Source organism: Acinetobacter entericus, assembly GCF_026168575.1.
GTDB lineage: Bacteria > Pseudomonadota > Gammaproteobacteria > Pseudomonadales > Moraxellaceae > Acinetobacter > Acinetobacter bouvetii.
Genome location: NZ_JAPEQW010000034.1, coordinates 1 through 24,420, shown reverse-complemented (window position 1 = coordinate 24,420; position 24,420 = coordinate 1). Strand labels below are relative to the sequence as shown.

At 42.3% G+C, this 24,420-nt stretch carries 17 protein-coding genes and 1 pseudogene; 10 read left to right on the top strand and 8 right to left on the bottom strand.

The genetic code is table 11. The annotated features are described in order from the left end of the window. Positions 1-65 precede the first annotated feature (65 nt). Genes OKC24_RS17295 through hpaR form a run of 3 tightly spaced genes read left to right on the top strand, consistent with a single transcriptional unit; the run spans position 66 to position 3,110 of the window. Positions 66-1,253, top strand: coding sequence for an MFS transporter (locus OKC24_RS17295; RefSeq protein WP_265466050.1), 1,188 nt, complete (start codon positions 66-68; stop codon positions 1,251-1,253). Between the two features lie 35 nt (positions 1,254-1,288). After that, positions 1,289-2,629 (top strand): OprD family outer membrane porin, encoded by a 1,341-nt coding sequence (locus OKC24_RS17290; RefSeq protein WP_131277470.1) that lies wholly within the window; start codon positions 1,289-1,291, stop codon positions 2,627-2,629. Positions 2,630-2,684: 55 nt separating this feature from the next. Further along, positions 2,685-3,110 carry a homoprotocatechuate degradation operon regulator HpaR gene (hpaR, locus tag OKC24_RS17285; protein ID WP_130148244.1) on the top strand — a complete coding sequence of 142 codons (426 nt, stop codon included), beginning with the start codon at positions 2,685-2,687 and terminating at the stop codon, positions 3,108-3,110. A gap of 27 nt (positions 3,111-3,137) precedes the next feature. Here the strand turns inward: hpaR and OKC24_RS17280 are convergent, their stop codons facing one another. Next, complete coding sequence (locus OKC24_RS17280; protein WP_252151925.1) at positions 3,138-4,355, bottom strand: MFS transporter; 1,218 nt, start codon at positions 4,353-4,355, stop codon at positions 3,138-3,140. A gap of 393 nt (positions 4,356-4,748) precedes the next feature. Between OKC24_RS17280 and OKC24_RS17275 the strand changes: the two genes are divergently transcribed. Together OKC24_RS17275 and OKC24_RS17270 are read left to right on the top strand one after the other, a co-directional pair. Beyond that, entirely contained in the window at positions 4,749-6,455 is a 1,707-nt protein-coding gene (locus OKC24_RS17275; protein ID WP_131277468.1) for a ShlB/FhaC/HecB family hemolysin secretion/activation protein, read from the top strand. A gap of 12 nt (positions 6,456-6,467) precedes the next feature. Continuing rightward, complete coding sequence (locus OKC24_RS17270; protein ID WP_131277465.1) at positions 6,468-15,452, top strand: two-partner secretion domain-containing protein; 8,985 nt, start codon at positions 6,468-6,470, stop codon at positions 15,450-15,452. Between the two features lie 128 nt (positions 15,453-15,580). On the opposite strand, the gene OKC24_RS17265 is transcribed toward OKC24_RS17270, so the two are convergent. Then, entirely contained in the window at positions 15,581-15,859 is a 279-nt protein-coding gene (locus tag OKC24_RS17265; protein ID WP_130148250.1) for a hypothetical protein, read from the bottom strand. Between the two features lie 548 nt (positions 15,860-16,407). Between OKC24_RS17265 and OKC24_RS17260 the strand changes: the two genes are divergently transcribed. Further along, entirely contained in the window at positions 16,408-16,635 is a 228-nt protein-coding gene (locus OKC24_RS17260; protein WP_131277463.1) for a hypothetical protein, read from the top strand. 74 nt (positions 16,636-16,709) lie between these two features. Here OKC24_RS17260 and bioB read toward each other — a convergent pair whose 3' ends face one another. Further along, positions 16,710-17,699, bottom strand: coding sequence for a biotin synthase BioB (gene bioB / locus OKC24_RS17255; protein WP_005010766.1), 990 nt, complete (start codon positions 17,697-17,699; stop codon positions 16,710-16,712). 289 nt (positions 17,700-17,988) lie between these two features. Continuing rightward, positions 17,989-19,080: a tRNA epoxyqueuosine(34) reductase QueG gene (queG, locus tag OKC24_RS17250; protein WP_131277460.1), complete on the bottom strand. Its 1,092-nt coding sequence runs from the start codon at positions 19,078-19,080 to the stop codon at positions 17,989-17,991. 22 nt (positions 19,081-19,102) lie between these two features. Here queG and OKC24_RS17245 point away from each other — a divergent pair, with 22 nt between their 5' ends. Both OKC24_RS17245 and OKC24_RS17240 read left to right on the top strand, forming a co-directional pair. Beyond that, positions 19,103-20,560 (top strand): NAD(P)H-hydrate dehydratase, encoded by a 1,458-nt coding sequence (locus OKC24_RS17245; RefSeq protein WP_131277457.1) that lies wholly within the window; start codon positions 19,103-19,105, stop codon positions 20,558-20,560. 5 nt (positions 20,561-20,565) lie between these two features. After that, positions 20,566-20,851: pseudogene (locus OKC24_RS17240) on the top strand (acylphosphatase). Positions 20,852-21,199: 348 nt separating this feature from the next. Here OKC24_RS17240 and ruvC read toward each other — a convergent pair. Next, positions 21,200-21,745 carry a crossover junction endodeoxyribonuclease RuvC gene (ruvC, locus tag OKC24_RS17235; protein ID WP_005010753.1) on the bottom strand — a complete coding sequence of 182 codons (546 nt, stop codon included), beginning with the start codon at positions 21,743-21,745 and terminating at the stop codon, positions 21,200-21,202. A 122-nt stretch (positions 21,746-21,867) separates the two neighbouring features. Here ruvC and OKC24_RS17230 point away from each other — a divergent pair, with 122 nt between their 5' ends. After that, on the top strand, positions 21,868-22,443 hold the full coding sequence (locus OKC24_RS17230; protein ID WP_131277454.1) for an FxsA family protein: 576 nt from the start codon (positions 21,868-21,870) through the stop codon (positions 22,441-22,443). A gap of 139 nt (positions 22,444-22,582) precedes the next feature. Continuing rightward, positions 22,583-23,221 carry a LysE family transporter gene (locus tag OKC24_RS17225; RefSeq protein WP_130148264.1) on the top strand — a complete coding sequence of 213 codons (639 nt, stop codon included), beginning with the start codon at positions 22,583-22,585 and terminating at the stop codon, positions 23,219-23,221. Here the strand turns inward: OKC24_RS17225 and OKC24_RS17220 are convergent. The 3 genes from OKC24_RS17220 to OKC24_RS17210 all read right to left on the bottom strand — a co-directional run. Then, complete coding sequence (locus OKC24_RS17220; protein ID WP_130148266.1) at positions 23,212-23,406, bottom strand: hypothetical protein; 195 nt, start codon at positions 23,404-23,406, stop codon at positions 23,212-23,214. The genes OKC24_RS17225 and OKC24_RS17220 overlap by 10 nt on opposite strands. A 203-nt stretch (positions 23,407-23,609) precedes the next feature. Continuing rightward, complete coding sequence (locus OKC24_RS17215) at positions 23,610-23,858, bottom strand: hypothetical protein (protein ID WP_005010743.1); 249 nt, start codon at positions 23,856-23,858, stop codon at positions 23,610-23,612. 356 nt (positions 23,859-24,214) lie between these two features. Beyond that, on the bottom strand, positions 24,215-24,420 hold a 206-nt coding region (locus OKC24_RS17210; RefSeq protein WP_265466049.1), incomplete at its 5' end, for a hypothetical protein.

Sequence of the window (24,420 nt, the reverse complement as noted above, 5' to 3'; positions counted from 1 at the left end):
TTATAACTTGGAGCTGAGTGAAAAATGACTTATGAAAGAAATCTATTGGCTATGCAAAATTGCAAATGCAGGAAGCTATTGGCTTCACAGATTCGCAGTACGCCATGGCTGCAGGTATTTTCTTTATTGGCTATGCTTTTTTTGAAATTCCAAGCAACATCCTGATGGGCAAAATCGGTGCGCGTAAAACTTTAGCGCGAATTATGATTTTATGGGGCTTAGCTTCTGCAGCCACCATGTTTGTCAGCACTGCATCTCAGCTGTATTTTTTGCGTTTATTGCTGGGTATTTTTGAAGCAGGCTTTTTTCCAGGGGTGATTTTATACCTCAGCTTTTGGTTCCCAAGCTACATGCGCGGCCGTGTGACATCCATCTTAATTTTGGCAACTTTGGCGGCACCGATTATTGGCGGACCAATTTCAGGCTTAATCATGACCCATATGAATGGCGTACATGGTTTGGGCGGTTGGCAATGGATGTTTGCACTTGAAGCTATGCCCATTATTTTAATTGGTTTCCTATGCTTGCTGTATTTAACGGATAAGCCGCAATCATCAAAATGGCTGAATAATTCAGAACGCGCGCTGCATAAACAAATTATGCAAGAAGACCGCAAAGGTGCTGTTGAAGAAGATGCTTCAAGCCATAGCGGTGCAGCAGTGCTCAGCTGCTTAAAAGACTACCGTGTGTATTTGCTGGCTTCACTGGCATTTGCAACTTATTGCGGCTCATATGGTTTTAACTTCTGGATGCCAACCATGATTAAAGAAATGGGCGTGACCGATATTGCGCAGATTTCTTTTTACGCGGTGATTCCATTTTCATTGGCAGCGGTCGGCATGATTACCGTTGGACGCAGTTCGGATAAGCGCCGTGAACGCCGTTGGCACTATGCCATCAGCATGCTATTTGGTGCTGCCATGATGGCGCTCGCTGCATTCTGGGAAGGCGGATTGGTTACACGTCTCATTATTTTAGGTTTGGCAGGCTTTGGCTTCAGTGGCGGTGTAGTGGTCGCTTGGTCATTGCCAGCAGCTTATCTTAAAGACAAAACCGCACCAGCTGGGATTGCAATGGTGAGTACCTTAGCAACCATGAGCGGACTATTTGCCCCATGGCTGATTGGTTTTATGCGTGAAAATACGGGAACCAATGCAGGCGCTTTACTCAGTATTGCTGCAGTGATGGTTGTTGCCGCACTGATTATGATCTTCCTGATTCCTGCCAAAGCTGTATTTGTCAGCGATAAATAACAGCCTCATTCAATATTTAAATTAAGGACAATTTAATGAATACACCAGTGAAAGTTTCACTGGTGATAGGGATGCTCATGCCTTTATCACCAGAAATTCTTGCCAATAATATTTTTGAAGATGGTAAATTTGATTTAATGAATCGTAATTTTTACTTTTATCGTGATTTTAGAAATGGCGGTTCTAATCCATCTGGCGCAAATTCACAGCTGCCTGTTTCCGAACGAGAAGGTTATCGCAGTGAGTGGGCGCATGGCATTATTGGTCAGTACAGCTCTGGATTTACCGATGGCGCAGTGCAAATTGGTTTTGACGCCTACGGTATGGCGGGTATTAAGCTCTATAGTGACGAATATAAGACGGGTACCAATTTAATTACCTTTGACCCTAAAACTGGCGAAACCAGAGATGCTTATGGTGAAGTTGGCGGTGCAGTCAAAGTTAAATATAAAGACACAGTACTGACTTATGGTAATCAGTTTCCAAATGTACCTGTAATTGCAACCAGTACAGTGCGCTTGCTGCCAACAGTATCTACAGGTGTGTCGTTGCAAGATAAAACGCTGAATAACTTGGTGGTGAATGCCGGTTATTTTTACAGCATGAATCCATTGGATTCAACGCATGATTTGAATTATTTCACCACGGACTATGCGGCAGGCATCAAGGCTGACAGCATCAGCTATTTAGGCGGCACATATAAACTGCCGGCAGGGTCTGTAACGGTTTATGCTTCTGAGCTTGAAGATGTTTGGAATCAGTATTTTTTAGGTGCAACTTATCAAAAAACGCTGCACGATCCTGATCAGAAAATCAAAGCAGCCTTTGCGGGTTATAGCAATAATGATACAGGTAAAAAAATAGGCGGAGATATTGATGCGCATATCGCATCAGCGTTGCTGGGCTATCAATATCAAAATCATACGCTTTCTGCAGGGTATCAGCAGGTGTTTGGCAATGAGCCTTTTGACTGGGTGGGCTTTTCTACTATTGGCGGAAACTCATCTATTTTAAATGCAGCTCAGTTTGCTACATTCTCTGAAGCCAATGAAAAATCTTGGCAAATTAAATATGAAGCTGATTTTGCTCCCTATGGTCTGCCAGGCCTAAGCTTAATGGCGCGTTATATTTATGGCTGGGATATTGATAATAGCCGCAGCAATAATCCTTACTACACAAAGCGCCATGTTTATGACACAAATATAGACACAACCCATTGGGAACGTGATATTCAGCTGGCCTATAAAGTGCCTGCAGGCTTTGCCAAAGGCATGGATATTAAACTGCGCCAAGCGACACACCGTGCTGTAGATGGCTACCGCTATAATGATATTGATGAATTACGAGTCATCATCGAATACCCATTATCATTTTAATTTTTCATAATGTTGGTAGAATAGTTAATATATTAATATTTATGCCATCGCCTATATGAAAAATATCCGTCCATCTTTGACGCTGGCTTTGCTGGAAGCCCGAGAAGCACTCATGACCCATTTTCGTCCTGAATTAAACGAAATGGGTCTAACCGAACAGCAGTGGCGAATTATCCGGACACTGGCGCAATATCAGGAACTGGACAGTACAACACTGGCGGACAAAGCGTGTATTTTAAAGCCAAGCCTTACGGGAATTATTAACCGTATGCTGGAAACCGGCTTAATTGTCCGCCGCCGTTCAGATACCGATCAGCGCTTTTCATTTATCTCTTTAAGTGAAGACGGCGAGAAGATTTTCAGTCAAATGCGCGGACGCATGGAAAGCCGCTATCAAAAAATTCAGGACCGCTTAGGCGAAGAAAAAATGAAGCAGCTCATGGAGCTGCTGAAAGAGGTGCAAAGCTTAAAGCAAGACTAGTTCGGACTGTAAAAGAAAAGCGCCTGATTAATGAGGCGCTTTTTTTATGCGCGGATAAATCTGCAGCCAATTGAACAGTGCATAAGCGAGTAAAATAAGCGCAAAGATCAGCATTACATTTTGCGGCGCAATGAGGCTGGCCAGCAAGCCTGCACAGAGTCCGCCCAGCGCATCAAAGCCAAAGCGGGTGGATGTGTAAATGGATACTACACGGCCGCGCAAAGATTCCGGCGCATCTTGCTGTAAAATAATATTGGTGGAAATATTGGATGTAGAAATGCCAAAGCCCAATAGGAACATGGCGAGCATCAGGAGCATATAACTAGATGACAGGGCCAATAGCAGCAGGCCTGCACCGCAAAATAAAATATTCAGTAAAATTTGTGCATGTACGCGATTAAAGTTTTTTTGACCAGCCAATAGCATGGAGGAGAGCAGTGAACCAATACCCGCTGCGCCCCAAAGTATTCCCAGCGTTTTTTCATCACCTAGCAAAATATCTTTTGCATAGACAGGCAGCAGCGCCACATAGCTGGAAGCTGTCATATTCAGTACAAATACGGTCAGCATTAAATATTTAAAAACACTGTGCTGATACACATATTCAAAGCCTTCTTTCAGCACATTTTTCATGTTTCCTTGCGCTATAGAAGATTTAACCTGTTTCATGCACAAAACGGCAATAGCCAAGATTAAGTAAGACAGGCCATTTAAATAAAAACATAATTCGGCGCCAATTGTGGCCAGCAAGAGTCCAGCAATAGGCGGGCCAACAAAACGTGAAGCATTAAAAACCATTGCATTTAAGGCGAGTGCATTGGGCAGTGCAGTTTTTTCTTCAATGATCAGACTCAGTAAGGATTGACGCAGCGGGGTATCAATAGCGCTCAGTATGCCTAGCAGTAAGGAAAGTCCAATCAGCATAGACGGAGTGAGCCAGTGAAAATGATAGGCAATACCCAATAAGATGGCTTGGGAGAACAGCAAAATTTGAATGAAGATCAAAGTCTTGCGTTTGTCGATTTTATCAATCCAAGCGCCTGCAAAAGGGCTGACAAACAACTGAGGAATGAGTGAGCAAAAGCCAATGATACCGAGCAGCGCAGTCGAGTTGGTTAATTCATAAATAATCCATGCCAAACTGACTTGCTGGATCCATGTTCCTAAGGTAGAAAGTGCATGGCCAATAAAGTAATTGCGGAAATTATGGTAGCGAAGTGACAGGAACATGTTATTGAAATTCACAAACTTCTTTAATATTGGTTAATATATTAATTATTTTAACGAATTATCCAGCGAAATGCTTAGCACTATAAAAATTAAATTATAAATTTAGGGTATTTTCTTTTATGAACCATAAAAGGCTGAATGAAAATGGGTAGTTTTCTTATGTAGCTATAAAAATCCGATGAAATTCGCAAATTTGAAGAATAGAGAAGAATCAACTTTATTTGAATTAATATATTGACTTCATTCGTAATATTTGAATTTTGACTGGATAAATAATGATTGATATCAATGTAATATCCCTATTTTCAGTTATATAAAAAAAGAAAATTAAACGCTATTTTCTCATCGCTAGTGTGATGGCGCAGTTAAAGAAGAATTTTGCTGTCATTTATTCAATTGGGGAAATATATGGACTTTTATTCAAAGCGGGTGATGTTGAGCGTGCTTGTTGCTGCTTCTCAGGGTATTCATGCAGCTATATCTGAAATAGATTTAGCAGCACAAGAAAATGAGAGGATACAGCAAAATTTACAAGACCGCTTGCGCTATGAGCAAGAGCAGCTTCTTCAATCTTCAAAAGCACCTTCACGTATTGAAATTGTACCGCCCGCGCCTAAAAACATAGAAAAAGGGCCATGTTTAAATATTACCGCAATTCATGTAGAGGGCGTTGCTGTTATTGCGCAGCGTGAAATACACAAAGTCACACAATCATATGAAAACAGCTGTATAGATGCTCAGCGTATTGAAGACATTATGGGCAAATTAACCGCGTTGTATTTAAGCAAAGGTTATGCGGCAGCGCGTTTTTATTTGCCGGAACAGGACTTGAAAACAGGTACGCTTAAACTGCGTGTTGAGGAAGGAAAATTAAGCCAGTTGCAGCTGACTGAACGTGCTAAAGGCACAATGTCATTAAAAACAGCCATTATTGGTGCTGAAGGTAAACCGTTAAATTTAAGAGATTTGGAACAGGCGCTGGATCAAATTAATAAACTTCAATCCAACCATGCCACCATGAATATTTATCCGGGAGAAAGAACCGGCGAAAGCATTGCGGTTTTTGACAATGAACCTGCAAAACGCTGGAACGGCTATTTCAGTTATGACAACAAAGGGCAGGATTCAACCGGACGCAATCAGGCAGCATTGGGTGTCGGCATTGACAATATTTTTGGCTTAAATGATTTACTGAATTTTTCTTATAACCGTTCATTGCCATTTAAAGCTAATCGTCAAGATTCATTTTCCGGCAGTGTTTTTTATGCAGTGCCATTAGGTTATCAAACCTTAAGTCTGAATGCCTCACGGTCTGAATATGATTCAACATTACAGACCCAGTTTAACCAGCTGCATTCAAGCGGTGAGACTAATACTTATACAGGACGTGTGGACAGCCTGCTTTATCGAGGATTCAACAATCAGCTGCGAGCAAATATTGGTCTGACCCATAAAGATACGGCTGCATTTTTAGAAGACGTCAAATTGGATGTCAGTAGCCGAAAGTTGTCGGTACTGGATATCGGACTGAGCTACAGCGACATGCTGTTGGCTGGCGTTGTCAATGCCAATGCTGGCTACAGCCGTGGTTTAAAACTGTTTAATGCGCTAGAAGATGCAGCAGATTTGCCAGCTGAGATGCCAAAAGCGCAATTTGAAAAATTGACTTACGGTTTAAGCTATTTCAAGCCATTTCAGGCTTTAGGACAAAACTTCAGTTTTTCTTCCAATTTTGCAGGTCAGTATGCACTGGATACTTTATATGGTTCAGAGCAGTACTCTATTGGCAGCTTGTACAGTGTACGCGGCTTTAACCAAAGCTCGCTCAGCGGCGACAGCGGCTATTCGTTTAAAAATGATCTTAATTTGAACAAGGTATATAGCTTAAGCAATGGCCCGTTGATTGCGCGGCACTATATTGGTTTTGACTACGGAAAAGTGGATAACAAAGAAAATTCCAGCCAAGTTGGGGAACTGGCAGGTGTAAGTGCAGGTACTGCGTTTAATTTCAAAAATGTTGCGCTGGAGCTGATTGTGACCCAGCCAGTTCTAAAGCCGAATTTTATGGAAAAACCAGATACGGACTTTTTCTTTTCAACCACAGTAACATTTTAAGGGGATGTTGAAATGAACCATATTTATAAAACAATTTGGAATAAAACAAAAAAAGCATTTGATGTTGTGGCTGAAAATGTAAGTTCAAAAGGCAAAAAGACATCGGGCAGCAAATCTGGTGCTGAAACAGGCTTTGGACAAGTTTCACATTTTCTTGCGGTATTAACACCGCTAGCCGCTATGTTGTTTGTACAGTCAAGTTTGGCAGAAGTCATAGTCGGTGATACCAATACTCAGGTTCACAATGCAAACAATGGCGTGCAAATTATTGATATCGCAACAGCAAATGCTGCAGGGATTTCTCACAACCGTTATGTCAGCTATAACGTAGATAAAACCGGCCAGGTTTTAAATAACGCAGCGCAATCAGCATCTCAGTTGTCCGTTATGACGGAACTGGCTGGCAAAATCATGACCAATGCCAATTTAAATACCAGTGCAAAGGTGATTTTAAACGAAGTCACAGGTGCCAACCGTTCTGCATTAAATGGTCACATTGAAGTTGCGGGGGCAAAAGCCGACGTTATTCTTGCCAACCCATACGGCATTACCTGTTCCGGCTGCGGTTTTATTAATACAGACAGGGCGACATTAACGACAGGTACACCAAAATTTAGCGCTGACGGAAACATTACTGGTTTTAACATTATACAAGGCAATATTTCTATTGCTGGCAATGGTTTGAATGCCAACAGCGCGGGCTTGCTTCGTTTGCTGTCCAGAAACCTAAGTATTGATGGACAAGTCAATGCACAGCAGCTGGAAGCGGTGACAGGCGCCAATGCATATGACTACACAACAGGGAAAGCCTCTGTAATTGCAGGGACAGGTGCAGCTGCACAGTATGCAATTGATTCCACCTTGCTGGGTGGTCTTTATGCTAATCGTATTAGCCTGATTTCCACGGAACTGGGGATAGGTGTACGTATGGCAGGTGATGCAGCTGCCAGCGCCGCAGACTTCACCTTGAGTGCAGCGGGCGATATTCAGCTGAATAATAAAATTAATGCCAAGCAGACAATTAATATTCAAAATGCTTCATCCCAGCAACAAAAATTGAATATTCAAGGCGGATTAACGGCAAATAATATTTCAATTGGTGCAGCTAACACGCAAAAATTAAATGTGGATGTGGCGGGCGGTACGCTGTATGCCGGCAGTGCCCTAGATATCCAAAGTCAGGCGTTCAATGCCAATAATGCCAAAATTCAGGCGAAAGATACGCTAAAAGTAAATGCCAATTCAGATATTGCTTTGCAAAATACAGTGCTAGATGCTGCTGACCTGCAAGTGAAATCCAATGCATTCACCGCGCAGGATTCACAGCTGAAGTCTGCACAAAACATAACTATTCAGACGGCTCAAGATTTAAAACTTAAAAATACAGATGCTGAAGTGCAAAATAATGTCGTTTTAAGTTCTGCCAGCGGCAATATGGAATTGGCTGGTGGCAAACTGAAAGCCGGTAATGCTTTAGATCTGAAAGCAAATCATCTAGCGCTGAGTGCACAGACCTCAGCTACAAATACCAATATTCAAGCACAGCAGTTCACTCTAGATGAAAATGGCCTGATTGTTAGTCTAAACAATACTGCGCTCAATGCTTCTAATGCCGATGTTTGGGGCCAAATGTATAGTTCAGCAGCCAATTTTAACATTGGTGGGACGTTGAACAGCGCTAACAAAACCCTTGTTTCTGTTCTGAATTTAAATACGGTAAATGCAAAAGACTTGAATTTAAAAGGTTTATGGGAAGCTGGCAATTTAACGCTAACAGCTGTGAATTCTCTTCAGCAGGCTGGCGCTATATATGCGCAAAATAATTTAGCATTGCAAGCAAATGCCATGAGTTTAACTGGCGCAGTACAGGCAGGACATAAACTGAATGCAAATGCAGTGCAACAGCTGACTGTAGACAGTCAAGCACAGCTGTTTAGTTCGGATAGCATTGAGCTTTCAGCAGATGCAATTCAGCTGGATGGCTATGCCGGTGCAGAAAATTCAATGACTGCAATTGCAGCCAATAATCTGACAGCAGGTACTGCTGCGCAGCTGGAAAGCAATGTTTTGATTGCATTACAGTCTAAAAATGCAGATATTGATTTGCAAGGCAAAACCTATGCGCAAAATCAGACGATTTCAGCTCAGAAAAACCTCAATATCGCTGCTGGTGCTTCGGTCACCACGGTAGGTGATTTAAACATTACCGCAGATACTTTAAACAATACAGGTGCGGTAAATACTCAGCAGCTGACCAAAGCACAACTGAAAAAATTAAATAACCAAGGCAGTCTGATTTCAGACAAATTTGAACTGGGCACGCTGGATAGCCTAAACAATAGTGGCAAACTCATTTCCAATCAGGATTTAGAGCTAAACACAGCAGCTCTGACCAACACTCAGAATTCAATTCTTGCTGGAAACAGCAACCTAAACCTGCATATAAACGGCGCAGATTTTAATAACCAAGGGGTTATTTCTGCTATGGGCAGTCTGATATTAGATGCTGCGCAAATCAATACAGTGAACAATGGTTCACTTTCGGCTGGAAATCAGCTGAATATTAATACACAGATGCTGGACAATGCAGGCAAATTAAATGCTTCAGCTGTTAATATCAGCGCGTCTGATGTGAATAACAGAGCAAATATTATTGGCAGCACGGTAAAAATTAATGCGGACAAAAAAGCAGACAGCGCTATCGTCAATAGCGGAGAAATCTATGCAGCGAATCAAGCAAATTTAACCGCATCAGATAAAATTGATAATACTGGCTATATTTACACGGTAAATAATCAAAATACTGGTGCTGTGAATTTAACTGCACAGCAGCTGCTGAATAGCAGTAAAGGAATTATCAGTACCAATAATCTGCTGTTAAAGACAGATAAAATTGTCAATGCTGGACAGATTTCTGCGGATGCAGCAGGAATTGAAGGCAAGACTTCTTTGCAGACAGCGTTGACCAATACGGGTAAATCATCATCGAATACCGGTATTTACATCTATGACTCACTAAATGCGAAAAACTTGAGTACTTTGAACAACTCAGGTGATGTTTATGTGAATTTAAAAGCTTCAGACAACCGCTCTGAAATTTCGGCAGCAGACCTGACAAACAGTTCAGGTGCATATTTATATTTGGGCAATAACACAAGCTTTAACCAGACAGGTTTGGTTTCAAAAAATGCCGGTGAAATTTATGTGCAAAGCAATGGTGTAGCACCGCTCGCAACATCAGTCAGCTTTGCAAAATTAGATAATAGCGGTGGTACGCTCAGTATTGATGCTGCGACATTGAATTTTTCGAATAATTATCAGCATACAGGTACGCTGAATGCGATGAATAGCGCAGCTGTAAATGCCAATGCAGATTTTATCAACAGCAGTACTGGAAAAGTGAATCTGTATAATTCCGATTTGAAAGCAAAGAGCTTAACCAATCAGAATGAGATCAAAACCTCGGGTATATCTAAAATTGCAGCTGAAACCAAGCTGGTAAATAACAAGCTGATTCATTCTGCCGGTACTTTGTTTATTGATGCGGCAGCTTTAACCAATGCTGCAAAGTCAGGCATTATTTCTTTAGATAATTTGTTGATTAATACTCAACGCAGTGATGCAAATACAATCACCAACTTTGGTGATGTGTATGCGGCTGCATATCTGGTGCTGGGTAATAAAATCAGCAAGAAAACCAATGTATCCAATAAAATGAACAGTAATCAGTCTCAGGTTTCTGGTGGCAATTTGCAGGCAGGAAAAGGGATAGAGGTTTACGGTCATGATTTTGAAAATAATTATAATGTTTTAGTTAACGAAGGCGATATTAATTTAGAACTGAGTGGAAAGTTTGTGAATGAACGGACCTACTATGGCAATAAAATTAATATTACTGAAACTTGGAACACACCGCAGATGTACTTAACCAGTGATAATGACTGGGGTGATGAATCTTTTTATGATAGTGCGAGCAATACAGTTATTTATACCACTCAAGTTGCGATTAAAGGCGGTGGTGACGATGGTGTACAAGCAAGTGTAGTCACGGAAACCTGGAAAAAGAGCACAGATGTGAAGGCCGGTACTGAAACTAACTATGACACAATCAAAAACTACCTAAATGGAGATATAGGCCAAGCCAAAATCGGTGCAAATAACGGTAATATTACGATTAACTATGTAGATGATTCAAAAAATATAGGCGCTAAAATTTATGCCGCGGGTGCGGGTAATGGCACTGGAACGGTGAATATACAGGGGCCTGGCAATTTCACCAACCAATCCATTGATTTATACCGTGACAAACTATTCGAGTTAAAATATTTATTATTAACCGATCATAGCAACAGGGCTGGAGCGGTTGTTGGATTAGACTCAACAAAGAATGTCGACTATCAATTAGATGATATTGACAGTGACGGTAAGTATAATCGTTCAAATAATTATATTGATGCAATAAAAGGTTTATCAGGAATTTTCTATTCTTATCGTGATACCAATATGGATAAGTACACGACTGTGAAGGATAGATCAGGTGATAATTACACAGTGACTTATAATGTAAAAAATGTGATTGATGCGATTCGCAGTAAAGTTAAAAGTGATGGCTTTAAAGCATTAGTTGATAACAACGGGCAAAGTAATACAGCGCAGTCTAAAGCCAGTGTTACGGGTAACACAGTTTTTATAAAAGCAAAAAATCTGACCAATGAATCTGAAAGCAATCTCAAGCATTTGGCTTTAAATAATGACAAACAATTATGCAGCAACTTGGGGCTAACTTGCCAAATTGACAAGGCAGCAACAGATAAAAAAGAAAATGCTGATGCACCGCAAGACGAAGCGGATGCGGAAGCACCTAAAAAACAAGTAGATACAACCAAGTATACAGACGATGTACGTATACAGGCTGTTAATCCAGTTTCTCAAGCACCTGCTGTCAATTTATCATTACCAGTTTCCGATTATGGTCAATACATTACCTCAAAAAATCCGAATTCGAAATATTTAGTCGAATCGAACCCGTTATATGGGGAAAATTCGAATGTGATTGGTTCGGATTATTTGCAGGAAAAATTGGGTATTAATCCAGATCAGCTCATGAAGCGCTTAGGCGATAATGGCTATGAAATGAATCTGGTACAGCAGCAGCTGATTTCCTCATTAGGCACAGCCGTACTTTATGCCAACAGTTCTATGGCCGACCAAATGCAAAAACTGTTTGATCAGGCATCAGACCAGTCATCTGGCTTAGGTCTAAAATACGGCAAAGCATTAACGTCAGACCAAATCAGCAACTTAAAACAAGACATTGTCTGGATGGTGGCAACTGAAGTCGCTGGTCAAAAAGTATTGGTGCCGCAAGTTTATCTCAGCAAGGCGACTGTAGACAGTATCAGCACTTCTGGCGCCGTAATTGAAGGTAAAAATCTGACCTATTTGGACGTTGAGTCTCTAGACAATAAAAATGCGGCCATTCGCGGCGGCACGGTGGTTGCGGATGCGAAGAAGGATATCAACAATATTGGTGCGCAGATTAAAGGCGGTAATGTCTTCCTGACCTCTAAAGAAGGCTCAATCAACAATATTACCGAAGTGCATACTTCTGGAACCGATTCAGACCGTAAAACATCAATAGGTGCAGTAGCCGGCATTGTCAGTGAGGGTGCATTGGTTATGGATGCTGCAAAAGATATTAATAATGTCGGTGCCAAGCTGAAGGCGGGTGAAACTTTAGCGCTGAAAGCTGGCAACAACATTAATATTTTATCTATTCAGGATGCTGAAGCTTCTTCAAAAAGCATTAAAAACGGCCGCAGCTCTACCAGTTCTGTCACCCATATGGGCTCGGTGTTAGAAGCGGGCGGCAATGTCATCATGGACAGCGGTAAAGATACGACCATTAAGGGCAGTGATGTCACAGCGGGCGGTTTAATGTATGTGAAAACTGGCGGTGACTTTAAGTTACTTGCAGATCAGGATACGACTGAAACCAAAACTTCAACATCACGTTCCGGCTTAGGTGTTGGTGGTGGTGTTTGGGGTAAAGAAACTGTCGAAACAACAGATTTTAAAGGCACCAATAAAGCCAGCAATTTGAGTGTGGGCAGTTTAATTGTCGACTCGGAAGGCAAGGCGATTATTGAAGGTTCAAATATCGGCATACGTGACAAAGCCAGCACCAGCTTAATTCGAGGAAAAGCTGGCGTAGATATTCTGGATGGCAAAGATGAAGAACGTCATGAGAAAACCACGACGACCTCGACCTATTTGAAGTCCACTAAAGGCAGTGCAAGCAACGACAATCCAATTTATGGGGCAGCAGCAGATGGCATCCAGAAAGATAAAAAAGGAAAATTTGACGGTAATGCAACGCAAAATATGTATGGTGCTTCAACTGAGGATGAGCCAGATGTTAAAGCCAATGCCAGCGCCAAAGCAGAAAAAACAAAATTGTCGATGACAGCGCAAGCCGGAGCTTCTGCTTCTGCCAAAGGTGAGGCTGCACTGAAAATTTCAGAGACAACTAAAACTGTAGAAAAAAGCGGTTCTAGTACCAGTGTTGCATCTAATATTGTATCAGCAGGTAATTTGGCCATTATGTCTGACAATACCGTGAATGTTAGAGGCTCGAATGTTGATGTGGACGGTAAATTGGCTATTGCTGCCAAGAATTTGCTGGTCGAAGCTGGAAAAAATACCAGCTATGCTTCGCGTGATGTAAAGCGTACCTCTGTCGGTATTTTTGCAGAAGGGGATGCTAGCGCTCAAGCAGGAGCACAAGCTGGCGGCAAGGTGGGTGTCAATGGGGCATCCTTGGGCGTTAATGCAGGCGCCAGCGCGGAAGCCAACGGCACAGTAACATTTGGTGCGAAGACAGAGCATCAAAATGAAACCATGAATAGCTTGACGCATTCCAATTCAAGTCTGAAATCTGGTTCAGATATGCTCATAAAAGTGACAGATACAGCAACTTTCCAAGGTGCTGATGTGCAGGCAGGTCAATGGGATAAAGATGGTAAACCTGTTGGGGCTCCGGCAGCTTTAAGAATTGAAGCAAAAAATATTAAAAACCTGGCTGTACAGGATACACATAGTGAAACCAGTACCAGTTCAAGCAAATTGGCAGGGGTTTATCTCAGTGGAAGTGTCTCTGCTCAAGCCAGCGCGCAAGCCGGCGCTTCGGCAGATGCAACCAACATCAATCCGCTCAGCGCAGGTGCATCTGCATCGGCAGGCGTATCTGCAGAAGTGGGTGCGGGTTTAAGAACAGCCATTGAAAACAATGAGCAGTCCTATGATACCGTGACCAATAAAGGGAATAACTTTAAAGCAACAGGCAGTTTTGTCCGCATCGCTGAAAATGAAATTTTGGACCAGGCGACACAAGTCAATGCCGGCAGCATTTATCAAAGTGCTGCAACGATTAAAGATGAAGCTGTACATGATAGCCAGACTTTCCATAGTAATAGTCAATCTCATGAGGCCCGACTGGGCGTGTATGCGGAAGCTGGTGCGAGTGCAAATGTATCAGCACAAGCAAGTTTAGGGGCAACAGCTTCTACTGGCACGGGCACGCAATCCAGCGGTGCAAGAGAGTCTGCTTCAAATGGAACGAAGAGTACGAAAGTCGCTGTAGGTGTTTCTGCGCAATACAGTATGGAGTCTTCCAAAGTTGACAGTAAAGATACGCAGGCAAGAAGTTCCTCATTTACATCAAGCGGGAATATCACCTCAATTTCCAGCGGTGAAACACAGCTGAACGGCACGCAGTTTAATTCGACTGGCGGCGGCATCAATTTGGATGCATCTAAACTGACTTATAACGCGGTGCATGATACACATGAGTCTAGTTCTGCTAGCCGTAAGGTCGATGTCAATGCAAAAGTGGGTGTGGATTTAAAAGGTGTGCCAGATATAGAGCTGGGCGCTGAATATGGTCAAAACAAAAGTAATGCCAAATCATCTACGGCAGTTGTAGGCGGTTTAAAAGCAGCCGGAAATATTACGGTCAGAGCAAACGAGGCAAATTTTGAAGGCACGGCATTAACGGGTAATCATGTATCTGTTCAAGCGAACAGTACAGCATTTACTGCAGCTGAGAGCACCAGCACCAGCAATTCAACCGGTTTTGGTGTCGGGGTAGGTTTTGAAAACGCACAAAAAAGCAGATCAACAACAAATCCAAACGAAAATGTGACTCGTAAAGTGGAGAGAGCTGATGGTACATCAGCAACTGATACTACCCATAAATCAGGCGGAGTTTCTGCCAGTTTCGATATTGCGAAAAATAACTCAACCAAGTATACCGGTTCTGAAATTACGGCTAATCGTTTTGAGGTCAGTGCACCCGCAGCCAATACAGCAGCGACATTAAATGCGGACGCAGCGAGTCCCGTCAGTCTTGCGTCTGCTTCTCAGTTGGTTTCCCGTCCAGAACTGGCTAGAAATGCGGACGGTAAAGCCATTATCCATGATGGTGCACCGGTGATTATTGCCAAGCAAACTGAAGTGAAAATACCTGCTATAGAATCTTCGAATGACAAAGCGCTTCTGGGAGCCCCTGTGGCTGCCCAGCCAGCGTCTTCCGGTGATACAGCTTCATCGCAACCGACTTTAAGCATGGAAAATGTCAAATTTAAATCGGTGAATAGTAAAGGCAAAGCGGTTGAAGATAATTCAATTAATAAAACTGACACTTCTGCGGTTCAAGTGACATCGACGACCAAAAAAGACAGCAAATCTGGCTTTGAACTCGGTGGAGAAGGAAGTGCAGACTCGAGTGATCTGCGCCAGATCCAAAACAATAGGAATGCGTATAAGGGTACAAGGGTGCCAGGGCAAGTTCGCCAAGCTACTGAAACTTTAACGCAGAATGATACACGAGGTACAGAGAATACAAATCAAAATTCTACTCATAGAAATGTATACGATGCTATTGGAAACACAGTTGGACAGTTGCGCGATAAATTAAGAACGAATACTGCTCCTTAAAAATAGATTAGGGTGTTTTCGGTTTATAGCTGATAAGGCGCAATTTAATTGCGCCTTATTTTATATATTTATTGTTGATAGCTAAGAGCATTCAAAAAATAATGAGTTCGTTGGTATTTTATAAGGAGCTACACCGCTTCTTGATTCAGCCAAACTTCAGTATTTTTATGCACATTCCATGATGCCCAATTATCGGCATCGATACGGATCACAAGCAGCGCATCTTTCGCATGGATATGAATTAACAGTTCGTCGCGCACTTGTTCTGCTGTTAAATCCGTTTGAATCATCCAAATGCCTTTAAGCGGGATTAATGGGGAGTGTGAGCTAAGTTGAATGATCTTTTTTTCAAGGCTTGAAAGTTCACGTTTAGTACGCTGCTCTAGACTAATTAAATAGGTTGTCATGTCTTGCTCAATATGTATTTGGTTTTATGCTAAAACTTTTGTTATCTGCAATGTTTTAAAATAATTGTTTTAAATAATCTTTCTAAGATTTTAAGTTCAACATTGCAGAACTATGATAATTTTTAAGAAGTATTTGTGCAACAAATTTGTCAATAAAATATCATTTACATTAAAAAAATGTCGATATGTATACATTAAAATTCGGCTTAATTCAGATGAAAGTTATTTGACTAAAAAGAAAAATATGTTAATAAATATGTATGAGATCGTTTAAAGGTGTCATTGTATTTCAGGAAGAAATATTGAAGAAGCAAACTTAAAAATTAAACAGGAGTTTTAACAACATGCTTCAATTATTTAGAAAATTTTTCTGCATGCATATTTATGAATATGAGCAAATGGAAGAAATTGGTGCACACAAGGAATGCCGCAAGTGCGGTGTGTCAAAATAAAAAAAGTGAGCGAAAGCTCACTTTTTTATTTGAACTTTCCGCTTATATAGAAAGTGTTTAAAATACCAATATCTGATACAAATTTTAAATATTTATATGTCTAAAGACTTTTTGGCTGATACCTATGTTGTCGATGATCAGCTTCAAGATACATTGGCTTGGCTTTGCTGCCATCAAGACTGTTTTGATTCATTTCACTATGATGCGCTGCAAAAGGAACTGTGCGTGATGCATGCCAATGGGCAAGACATCATCAAGGAAGGCGATTATCTAAATGCCAATTACGGCATTTTAATTACAGCGCATAATTTTGCAAAGCCCTAATATGGGGTCAGACTGTCAATGAACAGACATAAATAAAGCCCCATTATTCGAGGCTTTATTTATCAATTTTCTAATTAGACTGCCATAGCATCTACAGAAAGTGATGCGGCATTGGGTTTAGCTTTTTCTGCAACTAATCCAAGCTTGTCAAACAGCTGTTTATCTTTGCCTGCGCCGGTATTTGGCGTAGTCAGCAGTTTTTCGCCGGAGAATAAAGAGTTGGCGCCTGCCATAAATGCTAGGGCCTGATCTGAATCGGACAAGGATTCACGTCCAGCAGAAAGGCGGATGTAGCTTTGAGGCATAATAATGCGCGCTACAGCAATGGTTCTGATCCACTCAGTGACATCCAGCTTTTCTACGTCAGCCAGCGGTGTGCCGTCAATAGGCACCAGCATATTAATCGGAACAGATTCCGGGTGAATCGGCAGTGTTGCTAATTCCTGCAATAGCCCAATACGGTCATTGCGGTTTTCACCCAGGCCGACAATACCGCCGCTGCAGACTTTCATCCCAGCACCGCGGACATATTCGAGTGTATTCAAGCGGTCATCAAATGTGCGGGTGCTGATGATGTGTGAATAATATTCACGCGAAGTGTCTAAATTGTGGTTATAGTAATCTAGGCCTGCATCTTTTAAACGTTCTGCCTGTGACTGGTTCAGCATGCCTAAAGTCATGCATGTTTCCAATCCTAGGGCTTTGACTTCTCTAACCATTTCTAAAACATAAGGCATATCGCGTTCATGCGGGTTGCGCCACGCAGCGCCCATACAAAAGCGTGAAGAGCCAGAAGCTATCGCTTCTTTGGCTTCTGAAATAACCTTATCCACAGCAATGCGCTTTTCTGCTTCTAGATTTGAATCGTAGCGCGCTGACTGTGAGCAGTACTTGCAGTCTTCCGGACATTTCCCGGTTTTGATAGACAGCAATGTGCTGACCTGAATGGCATTAGCCGTGAAATGTTCACGGTGTACGCGCTGCGCTTCAAACACTAGATCTAAAAAAGGCTGCTCATATAAAGCCTGAATCTCTTCACGAGCCCAGTCATTACGTAAGTTCATGATTGCTGTCCATCATCATTGTTATCTTGTGCTGTTTATCATACAGAAAGCATGCCATTTCCAAAGGCAATATATGTCAACTTTGATAGTATCTATCGATTAAAGATGCATAAATATGGAAATATAAGATTGTATATTTGGCTGCAAAGTTAGCTATTTTTCTGAAAAATCACTGCAAAGTTTTTTTTATTAATTTTAACTTTGCAGATAACTGGCAAGTTCGGTTTTAAAATTTTGCAAACTTGACTTTAAACTGGATAAAGCAAGATGTCTGCAAGAACCGTAAAAACTATAGGGCTTTAGCCTGTTGTTCCGCAATTGCCCAATCAATATGGACTTGCACAATCTCATCATGCAGGACACGCTTTTGCTGCAATGCACACAAAATTTCATCTGAATAATCTGCATTGCCTAGGCCAATGGCAATGTTGCGCATAAAGCTTTGATAGCCTGTTCTGCGGATAGGGCTGCCTTCTGTGCAGGATAAGAAGGTCTCTTCATCCCATTGCCATAAGTCCAGTAAGTTCAAATGGTCTAAACCATGGCGCGGATTAAAATCTTCAATGGCTGTTTTTTTGGCAAAGCTGTTCCAAGGGCAAATGAGCTGGCAGTCATCACAGCCAAATACCCGGTTGCCAATGCCTCTGCGCAATTCTTCAGGAATGATGCCTTTGTATTCAATGGTTAAATAAGCTATGCATTTGCGGGCATCCAGCATGTACGGCTCAACAATAGCCTGTGTGGGGCAAATATCGATGCAGGCGGTGCAGGAACCGCAATGCTTGGTGGCAGGGCTGTCAAAAGGCAGATCTAAAGAGGTGAATAACTCACCGAGCACAAAGAATGAGCCCGATTTTTTATGAATGAGCAAGGTGTGTTTGCCTGTCCAGCCCATGCCTGCATTTTCAGCCAGAGATTTTTCAAACACCGGCGCAGAATCGGCAAACGGGCGCGCCTCAAAATTGCCCACTTTTTCGCGAATGATGGAAGCTAATGTTTTCAGGCGTCCACGCATGACTTTATGATAATCACGGCCGCGCGCATAGCGGGCAATTATCGCCGCATTAGGCTGATGCGGCACATACCGGGGCTTAGGTGTTTCTACAAGGTAGTCCATGCGTACGCAAATGATGCTTTTTGTCCCAGGGATGAGCAACGTTGGGTCAGCGCGTTTTTCTAGGTTTTCTTCTAAGAATTTCATATCGCCATGATAGCCGCGTTTCAAATATTCCTTAAAACGCGGTAATTCTTCTTGAGCATCCGGTTTGGCAATGACACAATCAGAAAAACCCAAAGCTAAAGCTTGGGCTTTAATCCAAGTCTTGAGTGACTCGGAATCATCTTGATTAAGTTGAATTTTTGACTGAGCAGAAGTTGCCATAAACCATTTGGAAGGAAGAAGAATGCAGCCGCAAGTTTATCATAGCCAAAGTATTCAAGCATGGGAACAGCGCTGGTTTAGTCAGCAAAACAGTTCTTATGGCTTAATGAAGCAAGTTGCATGGACTATTGCGCAGCGGTTAATTCCAATGTTTCATGAGCAAGGCATTCAGCGCATAGCGGTTTGCTGCGGTCAGGGCAATAATGCTGGCGATGGCTATCTCACGGCAAAATATTTAACTCAAGCGGGCTTCAATGTTGATATTTACGAGGCCGAATTGGGGGCGTCTAAAGATTTGCATCTAGCCTCAGCAGAAGCGCAGCAGGCTGGGTTAACCATTTATTCAGATTTTAACTTTATTTCTGAATATGATGCCTATATAGATGCTTTATTTGGCATTGGACTGAATCGGGAATTAAATACAGGCTGGCAGAGCATCATCCAAAAGATTAATGGGCGGCAGGGTTTGAAGATTGCTGTTGATATTCCAAGCGGTTTGCAGGCCGATAGCGGCCAGCCTTTGCCTTGTGCAGTAAAAGCGGATTATACGTTTACCGCATTAGGTTTAAAAGTTGGCTTGTTCACGGGGCAGGGCAAAGAATTCTGCGGGAAAGTGCAGGTTATTGATGTCATTCCGGCGGATGAAAAATTGCAGCCGATTGCGCGAATTTCTCCAAATAAAATTTCATTGCCGCAGCGGCAGGCCTTTGGGCATAAGGGCAGCTATGGCCATGTTTTAATTGCTGGCGGCCATGCCACTATGGGGGGCGCTGTTATTATGGCAGCAGAAGCCGCATTTCACGCAGGCGCTGGCAAAGTGACCTGTGTATGCGATGCAAAACACCATACTGCAATTTTATCCCGTGCGCCAAATATTATGCTGCGCGATATTAATGCCTTATCTGCCGCGGATATTCAGGCTTTGCTGGAGCATGCAGATGCCGTCAGTTTCGGTATGGGCTTGGGCCGTGATGCATGGGCAGAGCGGCAATTTAAAACGTGGTTCCCTTTGATTCAGCAGTCAACTGTGGAAGCGGTTTTAGACGCAGATGCTTTGTGGTTCCTTGCCGAATTTCCAGAAAAGCTGAAAGCGTACAGTTATGCCACACCGCACTCAGGAGAAGCTGCAAAGCTGTTAGGCATCTCAACGCAGGAAGTTGAAGCAGACCGTATGCAGGCCATTCATTGGCTGCAGGAAAAATATGCAGGTCAATGGGTGCTGAAAGGTGCAGGCAGCCTGATTTTGGAAGATGAGCTGTGGATTTGCACCGCAGGCAATGCCGGCATGGGGACAGGCGGTATGGGCGATGTGCTGGCAGGCATGATTTCCAGTTTAAAAGCGCAATTTCATGACACGATCCATTTGCACGAAATTGTCAATCTGCATGCTTTGGCAGGTGACTATTTGGCGCAGCGGGGCATGCGTGGCCTGCAGGCGCAGGATATGGCGCAAGCAGTATATCATGCTGTTAATTTATAGCATTGATGAAAGGCAGGCCGTTTATACAAGCTTTAAAACTGCGGATTCAGGGCAAAGTTCAAGAGGCGCTGGTTTGAACAGCAAGCCTTGGATTTGGGGCTGAAAGGCTATGTAAAGAATTTATCCAGCGGTGACGTTGAGGCGGTCATTCTTGGATCTGAACTGAAAGTGAATCACATGCTTTAGCTGAGTCTGGCTTGGCCTGTACATGCCAATGTGGCTTCTATTGAGCAAACAGAATTAAAGCTGGATAATGCAGGTTTTGCTGACTTTAAAATGATTCGTGACTAAACGGCATGACTTGAGGATGAAACTTACCATAAGACGGCACAGTATAAGTTGCTAAACGGTGGATCAGACAAAAGCGAACATGACGGTTTATACGATATAGAAATTCAATATAGCGGGACAGAATTAAAAGATCATGGTGGAAAGCAGAAAGCAGAAAGCAGAAAGCAGAAAGCAGAAAGCAGAAAGCAGTGCAGGTTAATACTGTGCATCGCTATCAATACAATGCCAAGAAACAGCAGTATCTGTTGAAGAAATGATGCGCGCTGATTTTACCCTATATCTTTAATAAGGCAGGCTCTAAAATCGGAAGCTTAAATGAACATCAAGGCGGTTTCGGCTGAATTAAACCTAACGCCGTCTGCTGCTGTAACGGCTGCGTCCGCGCGCCATACCGCCAAGGGCATTCAGTACCGCCATTTTACTCATGCTGCCAGAGGCATGCGCATGGCAGATGGCAGCAGCTAAGGCGTCGGCGGCATCTTGCTGCGGTTTAATCTCTAAATTCAGCAGCTTCATGACCATCATCTGCACTTGTTCTTTATCGGCTGCGCCATAACCGACAACGGATTGCTTGATCTGACGTGCCGTATATTCTGCAACTTGTAAATCTAAATTAGTTAATGCTGCAATGGCTGCTCCGCGCGCTTGCCCTAATTTCAATGCAGAGTCAGGGTTTTGCGCCATAAAGACTTGTTCAACTGCGGCTTCAGTCGGCCCATGAAATTTCACAATACGGTCTACACCCGCAAAAATCCGCTTTAAGCGCTCCGGCATTTCAGCCGTTTCAGTGCGGATGGTGCCGGCATCTACAAAACGCAGTTTAGAGCCTTCATGTTCAATAATGCCATATCCTGTTAGGCGGGAACCCGGGTCAATACCGATAATTAATGACATGCTGACCCTTTAAAAATTGAATAACGCCCATATTGTTACATAAGCGGATCAAAAAAGCTTGATACGGATTAAGCGCTTGATTGATGCACCTTATTTATTTAATAGAGATTTGATTAGTTTTCATGAAATTATTTCTAATTGTCCTTGCGGGCTTAATTCTTGAAGTCTTTGTATGGATCGGCGTGGGCGACCTCGTTGGCAGCATGTGGTATGTATTCTTCTGGTTTATTGCTGCTTTTTTCATCGGACTGAATATCGTGCGCAAGCATGCATCAGGCTTAATGCCTCAAATGCAGCAAATGCAAGCTGGTCAAATGAGTGCAGATCCAGCGCTTTCAGGTAATTTGCCTAAGATTATTGCTGGTTTTCTATTGATGGTTCCAGGTTTGATTTCTGATCTGCTGGCAGTCCTGATTTTAATTCCGCCCGTGCAAAATGCATTAAAAGCCGCTATGATGAATGTGATGATGAAGCGTCAGCAAGCGATGATGGAAAAAATGATGGGCGGCATGATGGGAGATATGAATGGCATGGGCGGCGCTCAGGGCCAAAACCCATTTGCAGATATGATGCGCCAAATGCAGGACATGCAGAATCAGCAGGGCGGCAGCCGAGATTCCAGCGTGATTGATGGTGAAGCTCGTGAAGTGACGCCAGAAGCGAAGAAAATTGAAATGAAAGATATTCAACCAAAATGATTTTTTAAAGTGATTAAATTGAAGTGATGAAAAGCCGGATCAAACGATTTGGCTTTTTTATTCCCAAAATTCTATCTGCCTGCACATTTGATTTGAACAATCGATATAATGTGATTTTTATTATTTCTTCTCTGCCTTTATGTCACTTCTTTTGACCATTTGCCTGCTGCATTTTGTGGCGCAGCTTAGCCCAGGGCCAGATGTATTGCTTATTGCAAAAAGCGCGGCTTCGAATACCCGACTCAATACATTAAAAATTATTGCAGGCATTTCTGCGGGAATTGTGGTTTGGGTTGTCCTCACTTTAATGGGCTTTACTGTATTGGTGGAGCAATTTCCATGGATTCAGCAAGTTTTGATGATGGTTGGCGGATTGTTTCTGGCGAAAATGGGCTGGGGCATGCTGAACGGCGGTTTAGAATTGCTCAAGCAAGAAGTGGCTTTGGACAGTTCAGAGGAACTTGAAAAGCCTCAGAATTACTTTTTACAGGGCTTATTGACCAATTTATCTAATCCTAAAACACTGATTTATTTCAGCAGTGTGTTTTCTTTGGCTTTGAGTTCATCTGCGGGTTCGGATTTAAAAACTCAATTGGCCTTTATTATTCCGATACAGACGTTTCTGGTATTCAGCCTGCTGATGATGATTGTCTCAATGCCAAAAATTAAAGTGCTGTATCAGCGAGCAGGCAGTTATATCGATATTATCTCGGGCGGACTGTTTTTAGTCTTTGCTGTTTGGCTTTGGTATGACGCCATCAAAATGTTTTATGCTTGATTTGTGTCAGATGCTTTAGATTCAGATGGATTCAGGTGAGGAGAGGAAGCTGCGGGTTCCTCTTTTTTTTCATCAGTACGGTAACGGTTTGGTTTTAAGGTTGTTTCAGTATTTTCCGAGCCTTTATAGCTTCGGCTGCGGTTAGCGCGTTCACGCAAGCCGCCCTTTTTAATCAATTGAACCATATTTATACCCTGTGGCTTAGCGGGCTATTTTAAACGACTTTGAGTACTTGGGTGCAGTTAAATGAAAAAGAATACTGATGGCATGTAATGATTTTCGTCTTTAATACGCTGTGTTGAGTCGTAGCAGCTGCAGATGCTATGAATGAACCAAAGCCTGAAAATAGTTTCGGGCTTTGGTCCTGAACCTTAAAACTAAATAGCTGCTATTTATCGGCAGTTTTATTGTCTTGCTGCAGAACCTCAAACAGTGATTGCTGTACCGGTACTTCCTGATGGTCTTGCAGGTACACATGGACTGTTTTAAATACGGCTGCTGCAATAAGGCAGGTCAAAATACAAAAAATCCAGAATCCGTATGGGCTTTTTATCGTGTGAGAGCCGCAATTGGCACATTCTTTGTCAGTAGAAGCAACAACTTTATTGCAGCAGGCACAGTGATACTGATAGTGCATTTTCTTCTCCTTGTTTTCCTGACAACGTTTGTTGTTTTTATTTTCAGTCATCTTTTAATGACCGACTATTTATCATATTTGATGAAATGCAGATAGACAAGGTTTGAACGTCACACTGATTAGTCACAGTGAATTTGGAATGGCCCTATTGTTTCTAAAATCATGTTTTTCCATATTAAAATGCAGACATGATTTAAAAAAATCTTACAAATATCGGCTGTGCTGAAATAATCTGCATTTATCTTTGCAAATCAAGTCAACTTGATTTAGGTGCAAGGAGAATGCCTAGCTGAAACAGGCGTTTAAAAGGAGCTGAAACAAACTTAGGGTTTATAAATTACTCTTGATCAGCAGGTCTAAAACAATGGGGGCAGCGGACAGGTGTTTTTTTCTGCGTTTGATTTGACATAAGCACGTGATAGGAAGACTTTTAAAATAAAATTGGCAGCATAAAAAAGCCAGTCATAAAGACTGGCTTTTGCCGATATTGATTTAAAATTATTGACCTGAACGGATAATGTAATCAAAAGCGGACAATGATGCTTTCGCGCCTTCACCCGTT

Coding starts and splice junctions, on each gene's coding strand:
- OKC24_RS17220 (WP_130148266.1), bottom strand. CDS start 23,406: ATGGTTCAATTGATTAAAAAGGGCGGCTTGCGTGAACGCGCTAACCGC.
- hpaR (WP_130148244.1), top strand. CDS start 2,685: ATGAAAAATATCCGTCCATCTTTGACGCTGGCTTTGCTGGAAGCCCGA.
- OKC24_RS17265 (WP_130148250.1), bottom strand. CDS start 15,859: ATGACAACCTATTTAATTAGTCTAGAGCAGCGTACTAAACGTGAACTT.
- OKC24_RS17230 (WP_131277454.1), top strand. CDS start 21,868: ATGAAATTATTTCTAATTGTCCTTGCGGGCTTAATTCTTGAAGTCTTT.
- bioB (WP_005010766.1), bottom strand. CDS start 17,699: ATGAACTTACGTAATGACTGGGCTCGTGAAGAGATTCAGGCTTTATAT.
- OKC24_RS17225 (WP_130148264.1), top strand. CDS start 22,583: ATGTCACTTCTTTTGACCATTTGCCTGCTGCATTTTGTGGCGCAGCTT.
- OKC24_RS17275 (WP_131277468.1), top strand. CDS start 4,749: ATGGACTTTTATTCAAAGCGGGTGATGTTGAGCGTGCTTGTTGCTGCT.
- queG (WP_131277460.1), bottom strand. CDS start 19,080: ATGGCAACTTCTGCTCAGTCAAAAATTCAACTTAATCAAGATGATTCC.
- OKC24_RS17215 (WP_005010743.1), bottom strand. CDS start 23,858: ATGCACTATCAGTATCACTGTGCCTGCTGCAATAAAGTTGTTGCTTCT.
- OKC24_RS17260 (WP_131277463.1), top strand. CDS start 16,408: ATGTCTAAAGACTTTTTGGCTGATACCTATGTTGTCGATGATCAGCTT.
- OKC24_RS17295 (WP_265466050.1), top strand. CDS start 66: ATGCAGGAAGCTATTGGCTTCACAGATTCGCAGTACGCCATGGCTGCA.
- OKC24_RS17290 (WP_131277470.1), top strand. CDS start 1,289: ATGAATACACCAGTGAAAGTTTCACTGGTGATAGGGATGCTCATGCCT.
- OKC24_RS17245 (WP_131277457.1), top strand. CDS start 19,103: ATGCAGCCGCAAGTTTATCATAGCCAAAGTATTCAAGCATGGGAACAG.
- OKC24_RS17270 (WP_131277465.1), top strand. CDS start 6,468: ATGAACCATATTTATAAAACAATTTGGAATAAAACAAAAAAAGCATTT.
- ruvC (WP_005010753.1), bottom strand. CDS start 21,745: ATGTCATTAATTATCGGTATTGACCCGGGTTCCCGCCTAACAGGATAT.